The following is a 17,798-nucleotide window of genomic DNA, read 5'->3' as shown; positions in this document are numbered from 1 at the left end:
GATGGGATTTTTTTTATGCCTAATATTTATTTTTTTATGTATTCCATTTATAATAATTATCTTTGAAATTAATGAAAAAAGTTAAAATCATAGAATGTCCAAGAGATGCCATGCAAGGGATAAAATCGCATTTTATTTCTACAGATAAAAAGGCATTATATATCAATTCTTTACTTAAAGTAGGTTTTGATACTATAGATTTTGGAAGCTTTGTTTCGCCAAAAGCAATCCCTCAAATGAGAGATACTGCTGAAGTTTTAGCAAAGTTAGATTTAACTAAAACTACTAGTAAATTACTAGCTATAATAGCAAATACTAGAGGAGCTAATGATGCTGTACAGTTTAAAGAAATAGATTATTTAGGTTATCCTTTTTCTATATCAGAAAATTTTCAAATGCGTAATACGCATAAAACAATTGCAGAATCTATAAAAACTCTAGATGATATTTTAAATCTTGCAGACAAACATAATAAAGAAGTTGTAGCATATTTATCTATGGGATTTGGAAACCCTTATGGAGACCCTTGGAATGTAGAAATAGTAGGTGAGTGGACAGAGAAGCTTTCTAATATGGGGGTAAAGATTTTATCTCTTTCAGATACAATTGGTAGTTCTACTCCAGATGTAATTTCTTATTTATTTTCTAATTTAATTCCTAAATATCCAAAAATAGAATTTGGTGCACATTTGCATACAACTCCAGATAAATGGCATGAAAAAGTAGATGCAGCTTATAAAGCTGGCTGCAATAGATTTGATGGAGCAATAAAAGGCTATGGAGGTTGCCCAATGGCTAAAGATGAGCTAACAGGTAATATGCCAACTGAGAAATTAGTAAGCTATTTTACTGCGCAAAAGGCAGATACCAATATTAAACCAATGAGCTTTGAAAGTGCATATAACAAAGCTTTAGAGGTTTTTAATGATTAAATAACTACAAATTGTAAAGATTTAATTACAATTAAATATTAAATTTTAAATGAAAATTTTAATAAAAATCCTATATATTTTATCATTTGCAATATTTTTTTCTTGTAATAAAGATGATGATAAGATTGACTTTACTTTTCTACAAATAAATGATGTTTATGAAATAGCACCCATTCAAGGTGGAAAGTATGGTGGAATGGCTAGAGTAGAAACATTACATCAAAACTTGCTAAAAGAAAACAAAAATACAATGTTGTTTTTGGCAGGAGATTTTTTAAACCCTTCTTTAATTGGTACATTAAAGGTTGATGATGAAAGAGTTCGTGGAAAACAAATGGTAGAAGTTATGAATGCCATGAATTTTGATGCAGTTGCTTTTGGTAATCATGAATTTGATTTATCTCAACAAGATTTACAAAAACGACTAAATGAGAGTAATTTCCCTTGGATTTCATCAAATGTTAAGTTAAAAACAAATGGTAAATCAATTCCATTTTATAAAGAAAGAGAGGGAAAGAGAATTCCTTTAAAAGGAACTTTAATAAAAGAAATTATTGATGAAGATGGAACAACTATTAAAATTGGTTTTATTAGTGTTTGTATACCATCAAATCCAAAAGAATATGTAGAATATGGGAATATGTTTGTTAAAGCAAGAGCAGCTTATGCTGCCATAAAAGATTCTGTAGATGTTGTTTTTGGCTTAACTCATGTTAAAATAAATAATGATAAAAGAATTGCAAAATTATTACCAAATATCCCTTTAATTATGGGAGGTCATGAGCATACTAATAAATATGAAAAGGTTGGTAATTCTATTATCACTAAAGCAGATGCTAATGCTAAAACAGCCTATATACATAGAATTACATACGATAAAAAAACTAAGAAGGCTACTATAGATTCCAAATTACAAGAAATAACTGATAGTATTGTTGCTGACCAAAAAGTTGGAGAAATTGTAGACAAATGGCAAACTATTTTAACAACTAAGATTAAAGATATTATTCCACAACCAAATGAAGTTATTTATAATGCAAAAATACCACTAGATGGAAGAGATACACCTATAAGAAGTGAACCTACAAACCTAGGTAAAGTAATAACAGCAGCAATGTCTTACTCTTTTAATGATAAAGTTGATGCAGCAATTGTAAATGGTGGTTCAATTAGAATTGATGATGAGCTTGAAGGTAGTATTACTGCTGTAGATATATTTAGGGTTTTACCTTATGGAGGTGCAGTATTAAAAGCAGATATTAAAGGTAGATTGTTTAAACGTGTTTTAGATTATGGAGAATTAGCAAAAGGTACAGGAGCTTATTTGCATCATCATAATATAACTAAGAAAAATAATATTTGGTATATAAAAGGGAAACCTTTACTTACCACTAAAACTTATACAGTTGCATTTTCAGATTATCTTTTAAAAGGATTTGATATACCTTTTTTATCTTCTAAAGATAAATCTGTAACTAATGTTTCTAAGCCTAAAGAAAAAGAGTTGTCTTTTGACATAAGAAGGGCAGTAGTTGCTTATTTAAAAACTCAAGAATAAAAAAAGCCTCACAATTAGTGAGGCTTTTTTATTGTATATTATCTTTCTCTTCGTTTTCTACCAAAACCACTAGGTTTTCTATCACTAGAACTTCTTTTTCTATCAGAAGAACGATTATCAGATCTTCTTCTTCCTCTATCATCAGAACCTTTAGATGAGTTTTCGTTATTTCTACGTCTACCAAAACCTCCATCTTTTTTACCAAAAGGTTTTTTTCCACGTCTACTACTTCCTCCTCCTGAACGTTCTTTTTTAGTAACTTCTACATTAACACTTCTACCATCAAAATCTGGTTGATTAGCAGCAAAAGCTTCTAATGTTTTTTCTTCATAATTTTTATCAACTTCAAAGAAAGAAAAAGTATCTAAAATATCAATTGCGCCAATTTCTATTTTATCACCAATTTCTTGGTCGTTAATTAAACCTATTAATTTAGCAGGGTTTAATCTATCCTTTCTACCAATGTTGATAAAGAAACGAGTCATATCATCACTTGTAGCTCTTGCTCTAGAGTTTTCTCTTGAAGATAAATCGTTTAAATCTTTTGCATTTTCATAATAAGATAAAAATTGATTGAACTCTAATGAAACAAACTTTTGGATTAATTCTTCTCTAGAAAAACCTTCTAACTTTTCATAAATACTAGGTAAAAAGTCTTTAATCTCAGATTCGTTCACTTCTATATTTTGAACTTTATCAATTAAATGCATTAATTGATTTTGACAAATTTCTTTTCCAGAAGGAACTTTAGTTTCAACAAACTTTTTCTTTATGATTCTTTCTATTGGTCTTAATTTACCTTTTTCTTTATTATTTACTAATACTATAGAAATACCTGTATTACCTGCTCTACCAGTTCTACCACTTCTATGATTGTAGTTTTCTATTTGGTCTGGTAACTTATGATTAATAACATGTGTTAATTCGTTAACATCTAATCCACGAGCAGCAACATCTGTTGCTACTAATAATTGAATGTTTTTGGTTCTAAATTTACCCATAACAGAATCTCTCTGTGCTTGAGATAAATCTCCATGTAAAGCATCTGCATTATAACCATCTTTTATTAATTGGTCTGCAACTTGTTGCGTTTCTCTTCTAGTTCTACAGAAAATAATCGCATAAATATCTGGATTTAAATCAGCTATTCTTTTTAATGCTGGGTATCTAGTTCTTTCTGTCACTAAATAATATTCATGACTTACATTATCTGAACCTTGGTTCTTTTCACCTGAAGTAACTTCAACAGGTTTTGTCATATAATTTTTGGCAATTGCTTCTACTTCATGAGGAAAAGTTGCAGAAAATAATAAAGTTTGCTTTGTTTCTGGTGTTGCTTCTAAGACAGCATCTAACTCGTCTTTAAAGCCCATATTTAGCATTTCATCTGCTTCATCTAAAACCAACCATTCTACATTACCTAACTTTAAGGCTCTTCTTTTAATTAAATCTACTGTTCTTCCTGGTGTACCTACAACAATTTGGGCTCCTTTTTTTAAAGCTCGCATTTGTTCTTCAATATTTGCTCCACCATAAACTGTAGCAACTTTAATACCTTTTAAATATTTAGAAAATTCTTCAATATTTTTTCCTATTTGAACAGCCAATTCTCTTGTTGGAGATAAAATAATAGCTTGTGTATTTTTACTATTAGCATCAACTAATTGTAAAATTGGTAAACTAAAAGCTGCTGTTTTTCCTGTTCCTGTTTGTGCAAAAGCTTTTAAATCGTCTGTAGATGAAATAATTTGTGGAACTGCTTTTTCTTGAATAACGGTTGGTTTTTCGTAACCTAAATCCGTCAATGCTTTAACTATGGTTTCTTTTAAACCTAGTTCTTTAAATGTTGACATTACTGTGTTTTTGTGGATTCACAGAACGCCCACCTGTAAACCCGATTATAAAATTGGACTTGATTCTTAATGAGTTAATCTCGAATTAAAAATCGTGCAAATGTACTGTAAATAAAATAGATAACTTAAAAAATCTTAATTTTTATAAGAATTTAAGTTTTTTAAGTAAGAATTTAAGTTGTAAGAAGATATAGAAGCATAACCATTAGCAACAATACCATCTTTATTAACGAGGATAGATCTTGGCATTTTACTTGATAAATATTTAAAAGCTTCACTATTTGAGTTTAAGTAATATTGATTTTTTATGTCAAGATTTTTTATGCTCTTTTCTAACTCACCATGTATTTTAATTTGTATAAAATCAATATTTTGGAATTTATTAGCTAAATACTCAATTCTTGATTTAATATACCATTCAGAAACATTATTAGGATTCCAAAAAAGTAATAAAACATTTTTATTTTTAATTACATCTTTAATATCGTGTTCTTTATTGGTGTAATCAGTTATTTTAAAATTAGGAAACTTGTCATTTATACCTATTGCTTTAGTATCGTTTATTAAGTTTTGAATTTCTTTTTTATCAGTTTCATTTGTTGTCAATTCAAAATAACGATCAAATGTGTCTCCATTTATATTAGATGAAGATTTATTATAGAAATGACTTATTACTGTTTGTTTTAAAAATGCATTTCTAGAAGTTTCTGAAGAAATCTCTGAGTTTATCGTATTTAATAAATCTACTGTAAACTTAGATGTATATTCTTTAATTAATGGAGGATGACCTAATGAATACGTTTTATTGTATAAATAATTTCTTATAAAATAAGAGTAAGGAGGATAATAAAATAATGAACTATCATTAAATTCAATGTTTTTTCTATGGTCATAAAAAGATTTTTCTAATTCTGGAAAAATATTTATATCTGTTTTTTTAGAATATACTAATGGATATTTCTCTATTCTTGCATAAAGAGGATATGTTAATGCAACATTTAATATCTTTTCAAAACCTTCAGTTTCATTAGGGTGATTTTCTAAATATTGTTCTAGGGTAGTGTATTTAATTTTTTTAATAGAATCTATTTTACTTTGAAAAGCTTTAGGATTTAATTTATTGTATTGATAAAAAAGCTTATCATCTTTTTCGGTTTCTAAAAAACAATCTATTAAAATATTATTTCTATCTGCACCTTTACCAGCAAAAACTAAAGATTCATCAAAATCCCATGTATTTAAACGAATTAGCAAGCTATCTTTTGGCTCTAAATACATATATTGATTTTCATTACCATGTATAAAGTAATAAAGACCTTCTTTAATATTCTTTAATTCTGCAAAAAACTTGTTGTTTTCGTCTAGTAAAAAAGTATCAATTGCTATTTCATTTGCATATAAAATTATTTTATCCGATTTCGGATTAATAATTTTACCACCAAAATAAGTAGTCGTTTTTTTGTCACCCTTACCACAGCTAACTAGTAAGATTGTAAACAAAATATATACAAGAAAACGTAATTGTTTATACATATATAACTATAGGATATTAATCAAACAAAAATATATATTCCAACTACTTAAGCTTGTTAATACGCTGTTAAAAATTACTCAATAAAAACCCAACTTTTTAAAGCAAAAACTTATAAAAAAGGGGATAAATTATTGTAAAGCAATTCTATTTAGTACTTTTGCAAAAAATTAAAAAATAGTAATATGTTATCTGTTTCTAATTTATCAGTTCAATTTGGTAAAAGAGTATTGTTTGATGAAGTAAATACCAAATTTCAATCTGGTAATTGCTATGGGATTATTGGTGCAAATGGTGCAGGAAAATCTACTTTTCTAAAAATATTATCTGGAAAAATGGATCCTACATCTGGTCATGTTTCTATAGAACCAGGGAAAAGAATGTCTGTTTTAGAGCAAAACCATAATGCTTATGATGAGTTTCCTGTATTAGAAACTGTAGTCATGGGTAACAAAGAGTTATTTGCTATTAAGAAAGAAATAGATGCGCTTTATGCAGATTATACTGATGAAAACGCAGAAAAGATTGGAGAACTTCAAGTAAAGTTTGAAGAGATGAATGGTTGGAATGCAGATTCTGATGCAGCAGCAATGCTATCTAACTTAGGTATTACAGAAGAATTGCATTATAGCATGATGCAAGATTTAGATGGTAAACAAAAAGTAAGAGTATTATTAGCACAAGCTTTATTTGGTAGTCCTGATGTTTTAATTATGGATGAGCCTACTAACGACCTAGATTTTGAAACTATTGGTTGGTTAGAGAATTTCTTAGCTAATTATGATAATTGTGTAATTGTAGTTTCGCATGATAGACACTTTTTAGATGCAGTGTGTACACATATTTCTGATATAGATTTTGGTAAAATAAACCACTTTTCTGGTAACTATACTTTTTGGTACGAATCTAGTCAGTTAGCAGCAAAACAAAGAGCTCAACAAAACAAAAAGGCAGAAGATAAGAAGAAAGAATTAGAAGAATTTATTCGTCGTTTTTCTGCAAACGTAGCAAAATCTAAACAAGCTACTTCTCGTAAAAAAATGATAGAGAAACTTAATGTAGAAGACATTAAACCTTCTAGTAGACGTTACCCAGCAATTATTTTTGATAGAGATAGAGAAGCAGGAGACCAAATTTTAAATGTAGAAGGTTTAACCAAAACTTTTGAAGGAGAAAAATTATTTTCTAATGTAGATATTAACTTACAAAAAGGAGATAAAGTTGCAGTTATTTCTAAAAACTCTAGAGCTGTAACTGCATTCTATCAAATTATTACAGATAATGAAAAAGCAGATTCAGGTAAATTTAGTTGGGGTGTAACTACAACTCAGTCTTATTTACCATTAGATAATTCTGAATATTTTAAAGATGGTAGCTTAAATTTGGTAGACTGGTTAAGACAATATGCACAAACAGAAGAAGAGCGAGAAGAAGTGTTTTTAAGAGGATTTTTAGGAAAAATGATTTTTTCAGGTGAAGAAGCACTTAAGAAAAGTAACGTATTATCTGGAGGAGAAAAAGTACGTTGTATGCTCTCTAAAATGATGATGAAAAGAGCAAATATTCTTTTGTTAGATGAACCAACTAACCACTTAGACTTAGAATCTATACAAGCATTAAACAATTCTTTAATTAATTTTAAAGGAACTGTAATGTTTACAACTCATGATCATGAGTTTGCACAAACAGTTGCAAACAGAGTAATAGAATTAACTCCAAAAGGTGTAATAGATAGATATACTACTTTCGATGATTATCTATCAGACCCAAAAATTAAAGAATTAAGAACTAAAATGTATTCATAAAAAAAAGGAAGCTTTTCAGCTTCCTTTTTTTTATTTTTTCTGAATAGGACTAATGATTTTTACATCAGAAAAAGCAATAGCCCCTTTTATAACCCCATCTATAGTTTTCTTTAAAGCTTCTATCAATTGCATTTTTAATTGAGATTTATGATAAATTATACTCACTTCTCTTGCAGGAGGAGGAGTTTTAAACTCTCTTAAAAAGCTTTTGTCTTCACTATTTAAATCTAAAGTATGTAAATAGGGTAGAAGCGTCATTCCTAAGCCTTCTTTAGATAATTTAATTAAAGTATCAAAACTTCCACTTTCTAATTGAAACCCTTTTTTGTTATCAATTTTATGTGCTCTACATAAGTTAATGACACTGTCTTTAAAACAATGTCCATCTTCTAAAAGTAAAATATCATCTACTTCTAACTCATCAACATCTATTTTTTTATTGTTGTATAATCTATGATTTTGAGGTATTAAACCAACAAATGGTTCATAATATAAAGGTCTTTCTTTTATAGTTTCATTTTCTAAAGGAGTAGCAGCAATTGCAGCATCTATATGACCATCAGTTAATTTTTTAATAATTTCTTCTGTAGTTAATTCTTCTATGATTAGCTTAACTTTAGGGTACTTTTTAGTAAAATTATTTAAGAACATAGGCAATAATGTAGGCATAATAGTTGGGATAATGCCTAGTTTAAATTCGCCTCCAATAAATCCTTTTTGTTGATGAACGATATCTATAATTCTATTGCTTTCATCTACAATAACTTTAGCTTGTTCAACAATTTTTTTACCAACTTCTGTAAGCTCTATAGGTTTTTTAGAACGATTAAATATTTGCACATCTAATTCATCTTCTAATTTTTGAATTTGCATGCTTAAGGTTGGCTGAGTTACAAAACTATGTTCTGCTGCAACAGTAAAATTTTGATATTCTGCTACTGATAAAACATATTTAAGTTGAGTGATTGTCATTGATAATAATTTTTTATAAAGATATTAAAACTATCAATAATAATTATAGTTTATAGCTTTTTTTTTGTTAATATATTTGCCTTATATAAATAACCAAGATACAATGAACAAAACAATATTAGGCTTAGACATAAATGAAACTGCAAATTTAGTTGATAATTTAAATGGTTTGTTAGCTAATTTTCAAATTTTTTATCAAAATTTGAGAGGATTACACTGGAATATTAAAGGTAATAATTTTTTTGAATTGCATGTTAAATTTGAAGAATTTTATACTGATTCACAAGTTAAAATAGATGACATTGCAGAACGTATTCTTACCTTGCAAGGTAAGCCCTTACACACTTTTTCTGATTATATTGCTCAAGCTTCAGTGCCTGTTGGTAAAAATATTTCTAATGATGTAGAAGGTGTTGAGTTAGTTGTAAATTCTCTATCTGAATTGTTAAAAATTGAAAGAGTAATTTTAGATTTATCTGACAAGGCAGATGATGAAGGTACAAACTCCATGATGAGTGATTTTATAGCTGAACAAGAAAAAACAATTTGGATGTTGAATTCTTGGTTAGGGAACTAAAAGAGATACAAATTTTAAATTAAAAAGCAGACCTCTCTAATTAAGTTAGTGAGGTTTGTTTTTATATATTAAAAGAATACCCAATTTCTATTCCTAAAATATTGTAACCATCATTTGGTTTTTGAAAGTTTAGATTAGAAACATGTCCAAAATTTGAACCTATATATAAAAATGATTCTTTAAATATTTGATAAGAAAAACCTAAAGAGAAGTTTTCTATAAAAGTAAATCCTTTGGCTAAACGTTCTGTTCTTGTATCTATATAAGAGAAACCTAAACTTATTGAAGCCTGTAAATCTAATTTTTTGAATAATTCTTTTTTACCAGCAAAACCAAACTCAATACCATATAAGTTCATGTTTTTGGGTTGAATAAATTCAGCTATTTTTTCTCTGTAATTTTCTTGATCTGGAGTAACATAAAACTCATTTAATAATTGATGTTGTAAAAACTGGACTTGTGGTTGCACAATCAATTCAAAGTCAAAATTTCTCCAAGTACCTAAGTTGTAAAAAGCCTGAAGCTTAAGGGTATTTGTAGAATAGGTGTAATCCTTATCATCAAACAAAAAATTATCTTCAGACCCATAATTATAAAGAACCCCAATTTTCTTTGGGTTTAAACTCCAATCTTTTTTGTTTTGATTATAACAATATGTAACAAAGAAAAATGTAAAAAAAAGAATAGCTTTTTTTATCATTCAATTAAGCAAACATTTTAGCTACGTTTTCTGCTTTTCTGCTTTCTGAATAATCATAAAAACCTTCTCCAGATTTCACACCCAATTTACCAGCCATAACCATATTAACTAAAAGTGGGCAAGGAGCGTATTTAGGGTTTTTAAATCCATCATACATTACATTTAGTATAGATAAACAAACATCTAAACCTATAAAATCTGCTAATTGTAAAGGACCCATTGGATGAGCCATTCCTAATTTCATTACAGTATCTATTTCAGCTACTCCTGCTACACCATTATATAATGTTTCTATAGATTCATTAATCATTGGCATTAAAATTCTATTAGCAACAAAGCCTGGATAATCATTTACTTCTACAGGTATTTTATTTATTTTCTTAGATAAGTCAACAATAAAGTCTGTAACTTCATCAGAAGTGTTATAACCCCTAATAATTTCTACTAATTTCATAATAGGTACAGGGTTCATAAAATGCATACCTATTACCTTATCTGCTCTTTTAGTTTCAGCAGCAATTTGAGTAATGGAAATAGAAGAAGTATTTGTTGCTAAAATGGTGTCTTCAGGACAAACTTCATCTAACTCTTTAAATATTTTAGCTTTTAAAACACTGTTTTCTGTAGCAGCTTCAACAACTAAACTTGCATATTTTACGCCTTCTTTTATAGAAGTATAAGTAGTTATGTTATTAAGTGTTTTTTCTTTAGTCACTTCAGTAATTTTTTCTTTAGCAACCATTCTATCTAAATTTTTAGTAATCGTTGCAACACCTCTTTTTAAAGCTTCTTCAGAAACATCAATTAATTGTACATTATAATTAAATTGAGCAAAAGTATGCGCAATTCCATTTCCCATTGTTCCAGCTCCAATAACTGCTATATTCTTCATATTTATATCTTTATTTTTTTTAAAAACTATCTATTACCCACTGTGCAATTCTAAGTGCTTCTGCACCATTATTTAAAGTTACAATAGGTGTTGTATCATTATTTATGGCATCTGCAAAAGTTTCTAGTTCATCTAGAATTGCATTGTTATTTGTTATTTGTGGATTATCAAAATAAATCTGTTTTTTTACGCCTTCATCATTTTGTAAAATCATATCAAAATCACCAGGATTTTCAGGTGCATCTTTCATTTTAACCACTTCTGCTTTTTTCTCTAATAAATCTACAGATATGTAAGCATCTTTTTGAAAAAAGCGAGTTTTACGCATATTTTTCATAGATATTCTACTAGAAGTTAGATTAGCTACACAACCATTTTCGAATTCTATTCTTGCGTTGGCAATATCTGGAGTTTCAGAAATTACAGAAATACCACTTGCGTGTATATTTTTAACCTTAGATTTTACTACTGAAAGAATAATGTCTATATCATGTATCATTAAATCTAATACTACAGGCACATCTGTACCTCTTGGATTAAATTCTGCTAACCTATGTGTTTCTATAAACATTGGGTTGTCTATCATATCTTTTACAGCAGTAAAAGCTGGATTAAAACGCTCTACATGACCCACTTGACCTTTTACATGGTATTGACTTGCTAAGGTTTTAATAGCTTCAGCTTCTAAAATTGTTTTAGCAATTGGTTTTTCAATAAAAATATGACGACCTTTTACAATTGCATTTTTTGCACACTCAAAATGAGAAAGAGTAGGAGTTACAATATCTACAACATCTACAGCATCAATTAATTCGTCTATTGAGTTATAAGAAGTATACCCAAATTCTTTTGAAACTTTTTTTGCGTTTTCTTCTGAAGGGTCATAAAACCCAACCAATTGGTATTTAGAAGATTGTTGTAATAATTTTAAATGTATTTTTCCTAGATGACCAGCTCCTAAAACCCCAACTTTAAGCATAAATGATTGTTTTTAAAAGAATTTAAATTTTGAAATTTAATGCTAACAAAGATACAATTTTATAAGAATTTAATTCAATTTATTATTACTTTTAGATTTTAGAAATTAGATAAAATTGAAGGATACAGCAAAACATCAAGGTCTTAGAAATCAGCTCGCTAATGTATTAAAAGCAAAAGGGATTACAGATGAAAATGTTTTACATGCTATTCGTGAAATTCCTAGACATTTATTTATTGATTCTAGTTTTGAGTCTCATGCTTATCAAGATAAAGCATTCCCAATTGCAGCAGAACAAACCATTTCTCAGCCTTATACAGTTGCTTTTCAGTCTCAGACATTAGCAGTTAAAAAAGGGGATAAGGTTTTAGAAATTGGTACAGGTTCTGGTTACCAAACAGCTGTTTTATTATTATTAAAAGCAGAAGTTTTTACCATAGAAAGACAACGTGAATTGTTTAAAAAGACATCTCGTTTTTTACCTAAGCTGAACTATAATCCTAAGAAATTTATTTTTGGTGATGGCTATAAAGGATTACCAGAACAAGCTCCTTTTGATAAAATTATTGTAACTGCAGGTGCACCTTATGTACCAAAACCTTTATTAGCACAACTAAAAGTAGGAGGTATGTTATTAATACCTGTTGGAGATAAAACGCAAATCATGACACAGTTTATTCGTAAATCTGTTACTGAATTCGAAAAACACGAATTAGGAGATTTTGCTTTTGTACCAATGCTTGAAGAAAAGAATTAAGATTATTCAGCTCTAGTCCAATATTTAGTTTTACCCAAAAGAGAAAAACCTATATAACCTCTTAATTTTAATTTATTAGGCTCTTCTAATTTTATAAAACACTTGTATATCTTTCCATTTCTTGGATCTAAGATTTTTCCTCCTGACCATTCATCATCATCTTTTTCTAAACCTGATAAAATTTCTAATCCTAAAATTGGTTTATTTTTATTTTTTCCAGTGCATTCTTCACAAACAGCATTTTGTCTGTTTTCATCTTTAATTTCTACAATTTTAGCAAATGCTTTACCATTTTTCTCATAAATCTCAACTACTGAATCAATTTTACCTGTATCATCGTTTGTAGAGTTCCATTTTCCAAAAATAGTTTGAGAGTTTGCATTCATTGCAACTACTAGTAATAATAATGTAAACAGTTTTTTCATTTTTAAAATTTTAAATTAAGCTTCAGCATCAAAATAATCGTTCCATTTTCCATTAACTTTTAGCACTTGTTCAATAACATCTCTAACACAACCTTCACCACCTTTTTTATTAGATATGTATTTAGAAATTTGTTGTATTTCTGGAACAGCATCATTTGGACAGCAAGACAAACCAACTTTTGTCATTACAGGCAAATCAGGAATGTCATCACCCATATATAGTATATGATCTGCTTGCAAATTATACTTTTCAATGATTTCTTGATATTGTTTTATCTTGTCATGAGCACCCAAATAAATGTCTTCAATACCCAAAGCAGCTAATCTACTTTTTACAGCTTGGTTTGTACCACCTGAAATAATACAAACTCTAAATCCTTTGTTTAAAGCTAGTTTCATAGCATAGCCATCTTTCACATTCATATGTCTAACTAGTTCTCCATCAGGCATAATAGTTAACATTCCGTTTGTTAAAACACCATCAACATCAAAAATAAATGTATTAATTTTATGTAAGATTTGCTTATAGCTAATTTCCATTCTGGATAGATTTTGTTAAAAGTTTATAAATTTCTTTATTATTTTCTGAAAGCAAATTTAAATGATTTTTTATTGTTTCTTCATCATTTCTAATTGCTGGTCCTGTTTGTGCTTTTTCTGGGGAAAGCGTCTTAATTTTAGAAGCTGTTTCGTCTATTAATGGACCTAATATTTTAAAAGGAATATTATTTTCTTTACAAATATCATTACCAATCTTATACATGTGATTGGTGAAGTTGTTTACAAAAACAGCAGCTACATGTAGTCTTTTACGTTGTTCTGAATCAATATTATAATTATGTTCACTCAACAATTTTGCTAATTTTTCTAATAATTGATAATCATTTTTATCTTCAGCCTCCAGACAAAAAGGAACTTTAGAAAAGTCTACTTTTTTATTTTTAGTAAAAGTCTGTAGCATATAAAAAACACCTTTTCTTGTTTTGTTTTTAAGATGAGTCATTGCAAAACTTCCTGAAGTATGTACCACAAAATTATTGTTAATTTTATTAGAAACTTCTGCTATAGCATCATCAGAGACAGCAATTATTGTAATATCTGCATTAGGTATATTATCTAATTCTCTAGAATTTATTTGGGTAACCTTAATTTCTTTTAGGTTAGAAAAGGCCTCAAAAAGGTGAGTTGCTATATTGCCTTTACCAATAAGTAAAACTGATATCATAAAACGAAGATATTATTTTTTAAAGACACTATGTTTTTAAGTTTTGTTAAATTAGCAATTCAAAAATTCTATAAAATGAATACTAAAAATAAACTTGGATTAAACACAACTTGTGTTCATGTTGGCGAGGTTAAAGACGAACAGTTTAAAGGAGCAGTTTCACCTATGTATATGTCTACTTCTTATGCATTTGATGGAGTAGATATTAAGCGCTATCCAAGATATTACAATACTCCAAATCAAGAAATGTTATGCAAAAAAATTGCTGCCCTAGAAAACACAGAAGATGCTTTAATTTTTAGTTCTGGCATGGCTGCAATATCATCTTCAATGTTTGCTTTTCTTAAAAGGGGTGATCATGTTGTTATTCAGCAAGTTATTTATGGTGGCACATATAATTTTATTGTATCTGAATTTGATAAATATGGTATAGAATATTCGTTTACAGAAAGTGATAAAATTGAAGATTTTAAACCGTTAATTAAAGAAAACACGAAAGTTATTTATATAGAAACACCTTCTAATCCTTTATTAGGAATTACCAATATGAAGGCCATCTCTGAACTAGCAAAAGAGCACCATATTTTAACCATGATCGATAATACTTTTGCATCTCCTATCAATCAAAACCCTATAGATTTTGGAATTGATATTGTTATTCATTCTGCAACAAAATATATGGGAGGTCATTCTGATATTTCTGCAGGTGCTGTAGCTTCAACTAAAGAGAATATAGAGCAAATTTGGAAAACAGCCATTAACCTTGGAGGTAATTTAAGTGATCAAACTGTATGGTTATTAGAAAGAAGTTTAAAAACTTTGAATCTAAGAGTAAAAGCACAAACAGAAAATGCACAAATTATGGCAGAATATCTAGAGAAAAATAATGATATTGATAATGTCTATTATCCTGGTTTGCAAAGTCACCCACAATATGAATTGGCTAAAAAACAAATGAAAGGATATGGAGCTATGTTATCTTTTGAATTAAAAGAAGGTATTGATGCTATGAAATTTCAAAATCATTTAAACTTAATAAAACCTTCTATGAGCTTAGCTGGTTTAGAAAGTACAACTGTAAGTCCAACTCAAACAACGCATGCACTTCTTAGTGAAGAAGAGCGTTTAGAAAGAGGGATAAAAGACGGATTAATTAGATTTTCTGTAGGTATTGAAGAGTCAGGAGATTTAATTTATGATATTGAACAAGCCATAAAAAAAGCAAAATAATATTAAATACCTGTTCTTAAGATTAAACCAACTTGTAATCTATCTAAACTTTGTTTATTAATATATTGATTTAAATAACCAATTTCTAAAGAAATATTTTTAGAAAAAGTATAACCTAGTGCAGAATAAAATCTATTTTCTGGATATAAATCTCCTTTAAAATTAAAAAAAGATTCGTTACTTACATTTCCATAAATTGATCTATAAATTTGAATTTTAGCTTTTAATCGATATCTAATTCTATTGATTAAAGTATAATTCCCCATTGAATAAAGATTTCTATTCTCTAATCTTAATCGATGATAAAAAGGAATTTTAAAATATTTTGTTTTGTAAAAAATTTGTTCAAAAATTCGATGTTCTTTTGTATTAGGAGTTACATCTGGATCGAAAGTTCTATCTATATCTAAGTAACCATAACCAATATTAGCTGTCCATTTTTTATTTATTTTATAATTAACTCCTGTGTAAAACAAAATCAAATTATAATTTTGAAATGTTTGATAATTTCTTTCTTGGAAACCAGAATTAATACTCCATTTTTTAGAAACCTTATGGATTCCATGATATGTATACCAGCTTCCAAAATTCTTTTCAGCTTTTGTTTGACTATAAAGAATAGGGGTTGCTAAAATAGAAAAGTATAGAATAAGTATCTTTTTCATTCTCAAAAATAAAGGCTAGACTTTTTGCATCTAGCCTTTAATTATTATTAAATATGATCTTCTAAATGATGGTGTTCATCAATTAATGGGCCTCCTTCTACTATATGCTTAGAAGCTTCACTTGAAAATTTTTCAAAATTTAGATGAAAAAAGTGAGCTAAATGAATCGCTTTAGAAACATAAGCACCTTTTTGTAACCAAGTATTCATTGGGTCTAACATTTCTGTTGGCACACCAGGACAGTATTTAGGCATAAATAAACCAAATATTGGGTGTTGTTCAAATTCTACATCTTCTAATTTTCCTTCTAATGCAGCACTAATCATTGCTCTTGTGTATTTTAATTTAATACGAGAACCTACACCATAAGGACCTCCAGACCAACCTGTGTTAATTAGCCAAACATTTACACCTGCTTCTTCCATTTTTGTACTTAGCATTTCAGCATATTTTGTAGGATGAAGAGGCATAAAAGGCTCACCAAAACAAGCTGAAAATGAAGGTACTGGCTCTGTTATTCCAGCTTCTGTACCTGCTACTTTTGCAGTATATCCAGAAATAAAATGATAGGCAGCTTGTCCTGAAGTTAATTTTGATATTGGAGGCAATACACCAAAAGCATCACAAGTTAAAAAGAAAATATTCTTTGGATTGTCTGCATACGAAGTTGTTTGAATATTGTCTATATGAGTTATAGGATAACTTACACGAGTATTTTGAGTTATACTACTATCAAAATAATCTACTTCTCCATTTTCTTTAAAAATTACATTCTCAAGAATAGCACCTGGTTTAATAGCTCTATAAATTTCTGGTTCTTTTTCTTCAGTTAAATCGATAACTTTTGCATAACAACCTCCCTCAAAATTAAATATTCTATTTTCTGCAGTCCAACCATGTTCATCATCACCAATTAATTTTCTATTTGGATCTGCAGATAAAGTGGTTTTACCAGTACCAGATAAACCAAAGAAAATCGCAGTATCTCCATCTTCACCTACATTTGCAGAACAATGCATAGGTAAAACATTCTTTTCTGTAGGTAAAATTAAATTTAAAGCAGAGAAAATACCTTTTTTCATTTCACCTGTATAAGCAGAACCACCAACCAAAGCAACTTTCTTTGTAAAATTTAAGATTGAAAAATTACCTTGCCTTATTCCATATTCTTTAGGGTTATCGCAAACATATGCAGGAGCACAAAGAATTAACCAATCTTCTTTAAAATCTTTATGTTCTTCTTCTGTTAATCTTAAAAACATATTATTAACAAACATATTAGACCAAGGATATTGAGTTATTGTTCTAATATTTGTTCTATATTTTGGATCTGCACAAACATATCCATCTCTAGCAAATAACTCTTTATTTGAAAGAAAATCGACAATATTATTTTGTAATTTATCAAAGTTTTCTGGAGAAATAGGTTTGTTTGTTTTTCCCCACCATACAATATCTTTAGTGTATTCATCTTTTACTAAAAATCTATCTTGAGGAGATCTTCCTGTAAATTTTCCTGTATTAATAGCTAAAGTACCATTTGCAGTTTCTTTACCCATTTTTTTATCAACAGTTATTTTCTGTAATTCTTCAGAAGATAAATCCCAATGAACTTGAGCATTATTAATACCATATTGTGATAAATCTGGTTTATTTGTTTTGATTAAAATTTCCATAATAAAAGTTTTAGATGATTA

The 17,798-nt window shown here is 28.5% G+C and carries 17 protein-coding genes; 6 read left to right on the top strand and 11 right to left on the bottom strand.

The features are described from left to right. Positions 1-71: 71 nt before the first annotated feature. Together ACFOWD_RS11010 and ACFOWD_RS11005 are read left to right on the top strand one after the other, a co-directional pair. Positions 72-932, top strand: a complete 861-nt coding sequence (locus ACFOWD_RS11010) for a hydroxymethylglutaryl-CoA lyase (RefSeq protein ID WP_377410535.1) — start codon at positions 72-74, stop codon at positions 930-932. A 49-nt stretch (positions 933-981) separates the two neighbouring features. Continuing rightward, positions 982-2,490: a bifunctional metallophosphatase/5'-nucleotidase gene (locus ACFOWD_RS11005; RefSeq protein WP_377410533.1), complete on the top strand. Its 1,509-nt coding sequence runs from the start codon at positions 982-984 to the stop codon at positions 2,488-2,490. A gap of 38 nt (positions 2,491-2,528) precedes the next feature. On the opposite strand, the gene ACFOWD_RS11000 is transcribed toward ACFOWD_RS11005, so the two are convergent. Next, positions 2,529-4,343 carry a DEAD/DEAH box helicase gene (locus tag ACFOWD_RS11000; protein ID WP_298992754.1) on the bottom strand — a complete coding sequence of 605 codons (1,815 nt, stop codon included), beginning with the start codon at positions 4,341-4,343 and terminating at the stop codon, positions 2,529-2,531. 135 nt (positions 4,344-4,478) lie between these two features. Continuing rightward, on the bottom strand, positions 4,479-5,843 hold the full coding sequence (locus ACFOWD_RS10995; protein WP_377410531.1) for a hypothetical protein: 1,365 nt from the start codon (positions 5,841-5,843) through the stop codon (positions 4,479-4,481). 216 nt (positions 5,844-6,059) lie between these two features. Here ACFOWD_RS10995 and ACFOWD_RS10990 point away from each other — a divergent pair, with 216 nt between their 5' ends. Further along, positions 6,060-7,679 (top strand): ABC-F family ATP-binding cassette domain-containing protein, encoded by a 1,620-nt coding sequence (locus ACFOWD_RS10990; protein WP_377410529.1) that lies wholly within the window; start codon positions 6,060-6,062, stop codon positions 7,677-7,679. Between the two features lie 30 nt (positions 7,680-7,709). Here ACFOWD_RS10990 and ACFOWD_RS10985 read toward each other — a convergent pair whose 3' ends face one another. Further along, positions 7,710-8,651 carry a hydrogen peroxide-inducible genes activator gene (locus tag ACFOWD_RS10985; protein WP_377410527.1) on the bottom strand — a complete coding sequence of 314 codons (942 nt, stop codon included), beginning with the start codon at positions 8,649-8,651 and terminating at the stop codon, positions 7,710-7,712. Between the two features lie 103 nt (positions 8,652-8,754). Between ACFOWD_RS10985 and ACFOWD_RS10980 the strand changes: the two genes are divergently transcribed. After that, complete coding sequence (locus ACFOWD_RS10980) at positions 8,755-9,228, top strand: Dps family protein (RefSeq protein WP_377410525.1); 474 nt, start codon at positions 8,755-8,757, stop codon at positions 9,226-9,228. Between the two features lie 61 nt (positions 9,229-9,289). On the opposite strand, the gene ACFOWD_RS10975 is transcribed toward ACFOWD_RS10980, so the two are convergent. From ACFOWD_RS10975 to ACFOWD_RS10965, 3 genes are read right to left on the bottom strand one after another with little or no spacing between them, the layout of a single operon-like run. Further along, positions 9,290-9,928: an acyloxyacyl hydrolase gene (locus ACFOWD_RS10975; RefSeq protein ID WP_377410523.1), complete on the bottom strand. Its 639-nt coding sequence runs from the start codon at positions 9,926-9,928 to the stop codon at positions 9,290-9,292. A gap of 4 nt (positions 9,929-9,932) precedes the next feature. Then, a complete protein-coding gene (locus tag ACFOWD_RS10970; RefSeq protein WP_377410521.1) occupies positions 9,933-10,820 on the bottom strand; it encodes a 3-hydroxybutyryl-CoA dehydrogenase in 888 nt (295 codons plus the stop codon). Positions 10,821-10,839: 19 nt separating this feature from the next. Next, complete coding sequence (locus ACFOWD_RS10965; RefSeq protein WP_377410519.1) at positions 10,840-11,799, bottom strand: Gfo/Idh/MocA family protein; 960 nt, start codon at positions 11,797-11,799, stop codon at positions 10,840-10,842. Between the two features lie 115 nt (positions 11,800-11,914). Here ACFOWD_RS10965 and ACFOWD_RS10960 point away from each other — a divergent pair, with 115 nt between their 5' ends. After that, positions 11,915-12,556 (top strand): protein-L-isoaspartate(D-aspartate) O-methyltransferase, encoded by a 642-nt coding sequence (locus ACFOWD_RS10960; RefSeq protein ID WP_377410517.1) that lies wholly within the window; start codon positions 11,915-11,917, stop codon positions 12,554-12,556. Between the two features lie 2 nt (positions 12,557-12,558). On the opposite strand, the gene ACFOWD_RS10955 is transcribed toward ACFOWD_RS10960, so the two are convergent. The 3 genes from ACFOWD_RS10955 to ACFOWD_RS10945 are packed head-to-tail and all read right to left on the bottom strand — an operon-like array spanning position 12,559 to position 14,206. Beyond that, positions 12,559-12,981, bottom strand: a complete 423-nt coding sequence (locus ACFOWD_RS10955) for a DUF2147 domain-containing protein (protein ID WP_298992780.1) — start codon at positions 12,979-12,981, stop codon at positions 12,559-12,561. A gap of 15 nt (positions 12,982-12,996) precedes the next feature. Further along, entirely contained in the window at positions 12,997-13,521 is a 525-nt protein-coding gene (locus tag ACFOWD_RS10950) for a KdsC family phosphatase (protein ID WP_377410514.1), read from the bottom strand. Beyond that, entirely contained in the window at positions 13,511-14,206 is a 696-nt protein-coding gene (locus tag ACFOWD_RS10945; RefSeq protein WP_377410512.1) for a Rossmann-like and DUF2520 domain-containing protein, read from the bottom strand. The genes ACFOWD_RS10950 and ACFOWD_RS10945 overlap by 11 nt, the downstream gene beginning before the upstream one ends. A gap of 75 nt (positions 14,207-14,281) precedes the next feature. Here ACFOWD_RS10945 and ACFOWD_RS10940 point away from each other — a divergent pair, with 75 nt between their 5' ends. Beyond that, positions 14,282-15,436 carry a trans-sulfuration enzyme family protein gene (locus ACFOWD_RS10940; RefSeq protein WP_377410510.1) on the top strand — a complete coding sequence of 385 codons (1,155 nt, stop codon included), beginning with the start codon at positions 14,282-14,284 and terminating at the stop codon, positions 15,434-15,436. 2 nt (positions 15,437-15,438) lie between these two features. Here ACFOWD_RS10940 and ACFOWD_RS10935 read toward each other — a convergent pair whose 3' ends face one another. Both ACFOWD_RS10935 and pckA read right to left on the bottom strand, forming a co-directional pair. Next, positions 15,439-16,101: a DUF2490 domain-containing protein gene (locus ACFOWD_RS10935; protein ID WP_377410508.1), complete on the bottom strand. Its 663-nt coding sequence runs from the start codon at positions 16,099-16,101 to the stop codon at positions 15,439-15,441. A 47-nt stretch (positions 16,102-16,148) separates the two neighbouring features. Beyond that, on the bottom strand, positions 16,149-17,777 hold the full coding sequence (gene pckA / locus ACFOWD_RS10930; protein WP_377410506.1) for a phosphoenolpyruvate carboxykinase (ATP): 1,629 nt from the start codon (positions 17,775-17,777) through the stop codon (positions 16,149-16,151). Between the last annotated feature and the right edge of the window lie 21 nt (positions 17,778-17,798).

It is taken from the genome of Polaribacter marinivivus (assembly GCF_042651285.1).
Lineage (GTDB): Bacteria > Bacteroidota > Bacteroidia > Flavobacteriales > Flavobacteriaceae > Polaribacter > Polaribacter marinivivus.
The sequence above is the reverse complement of the archived record's forward strand: the minus strand, read 5'-3'. Positions and strand labels throughout refer to the sequence as shown.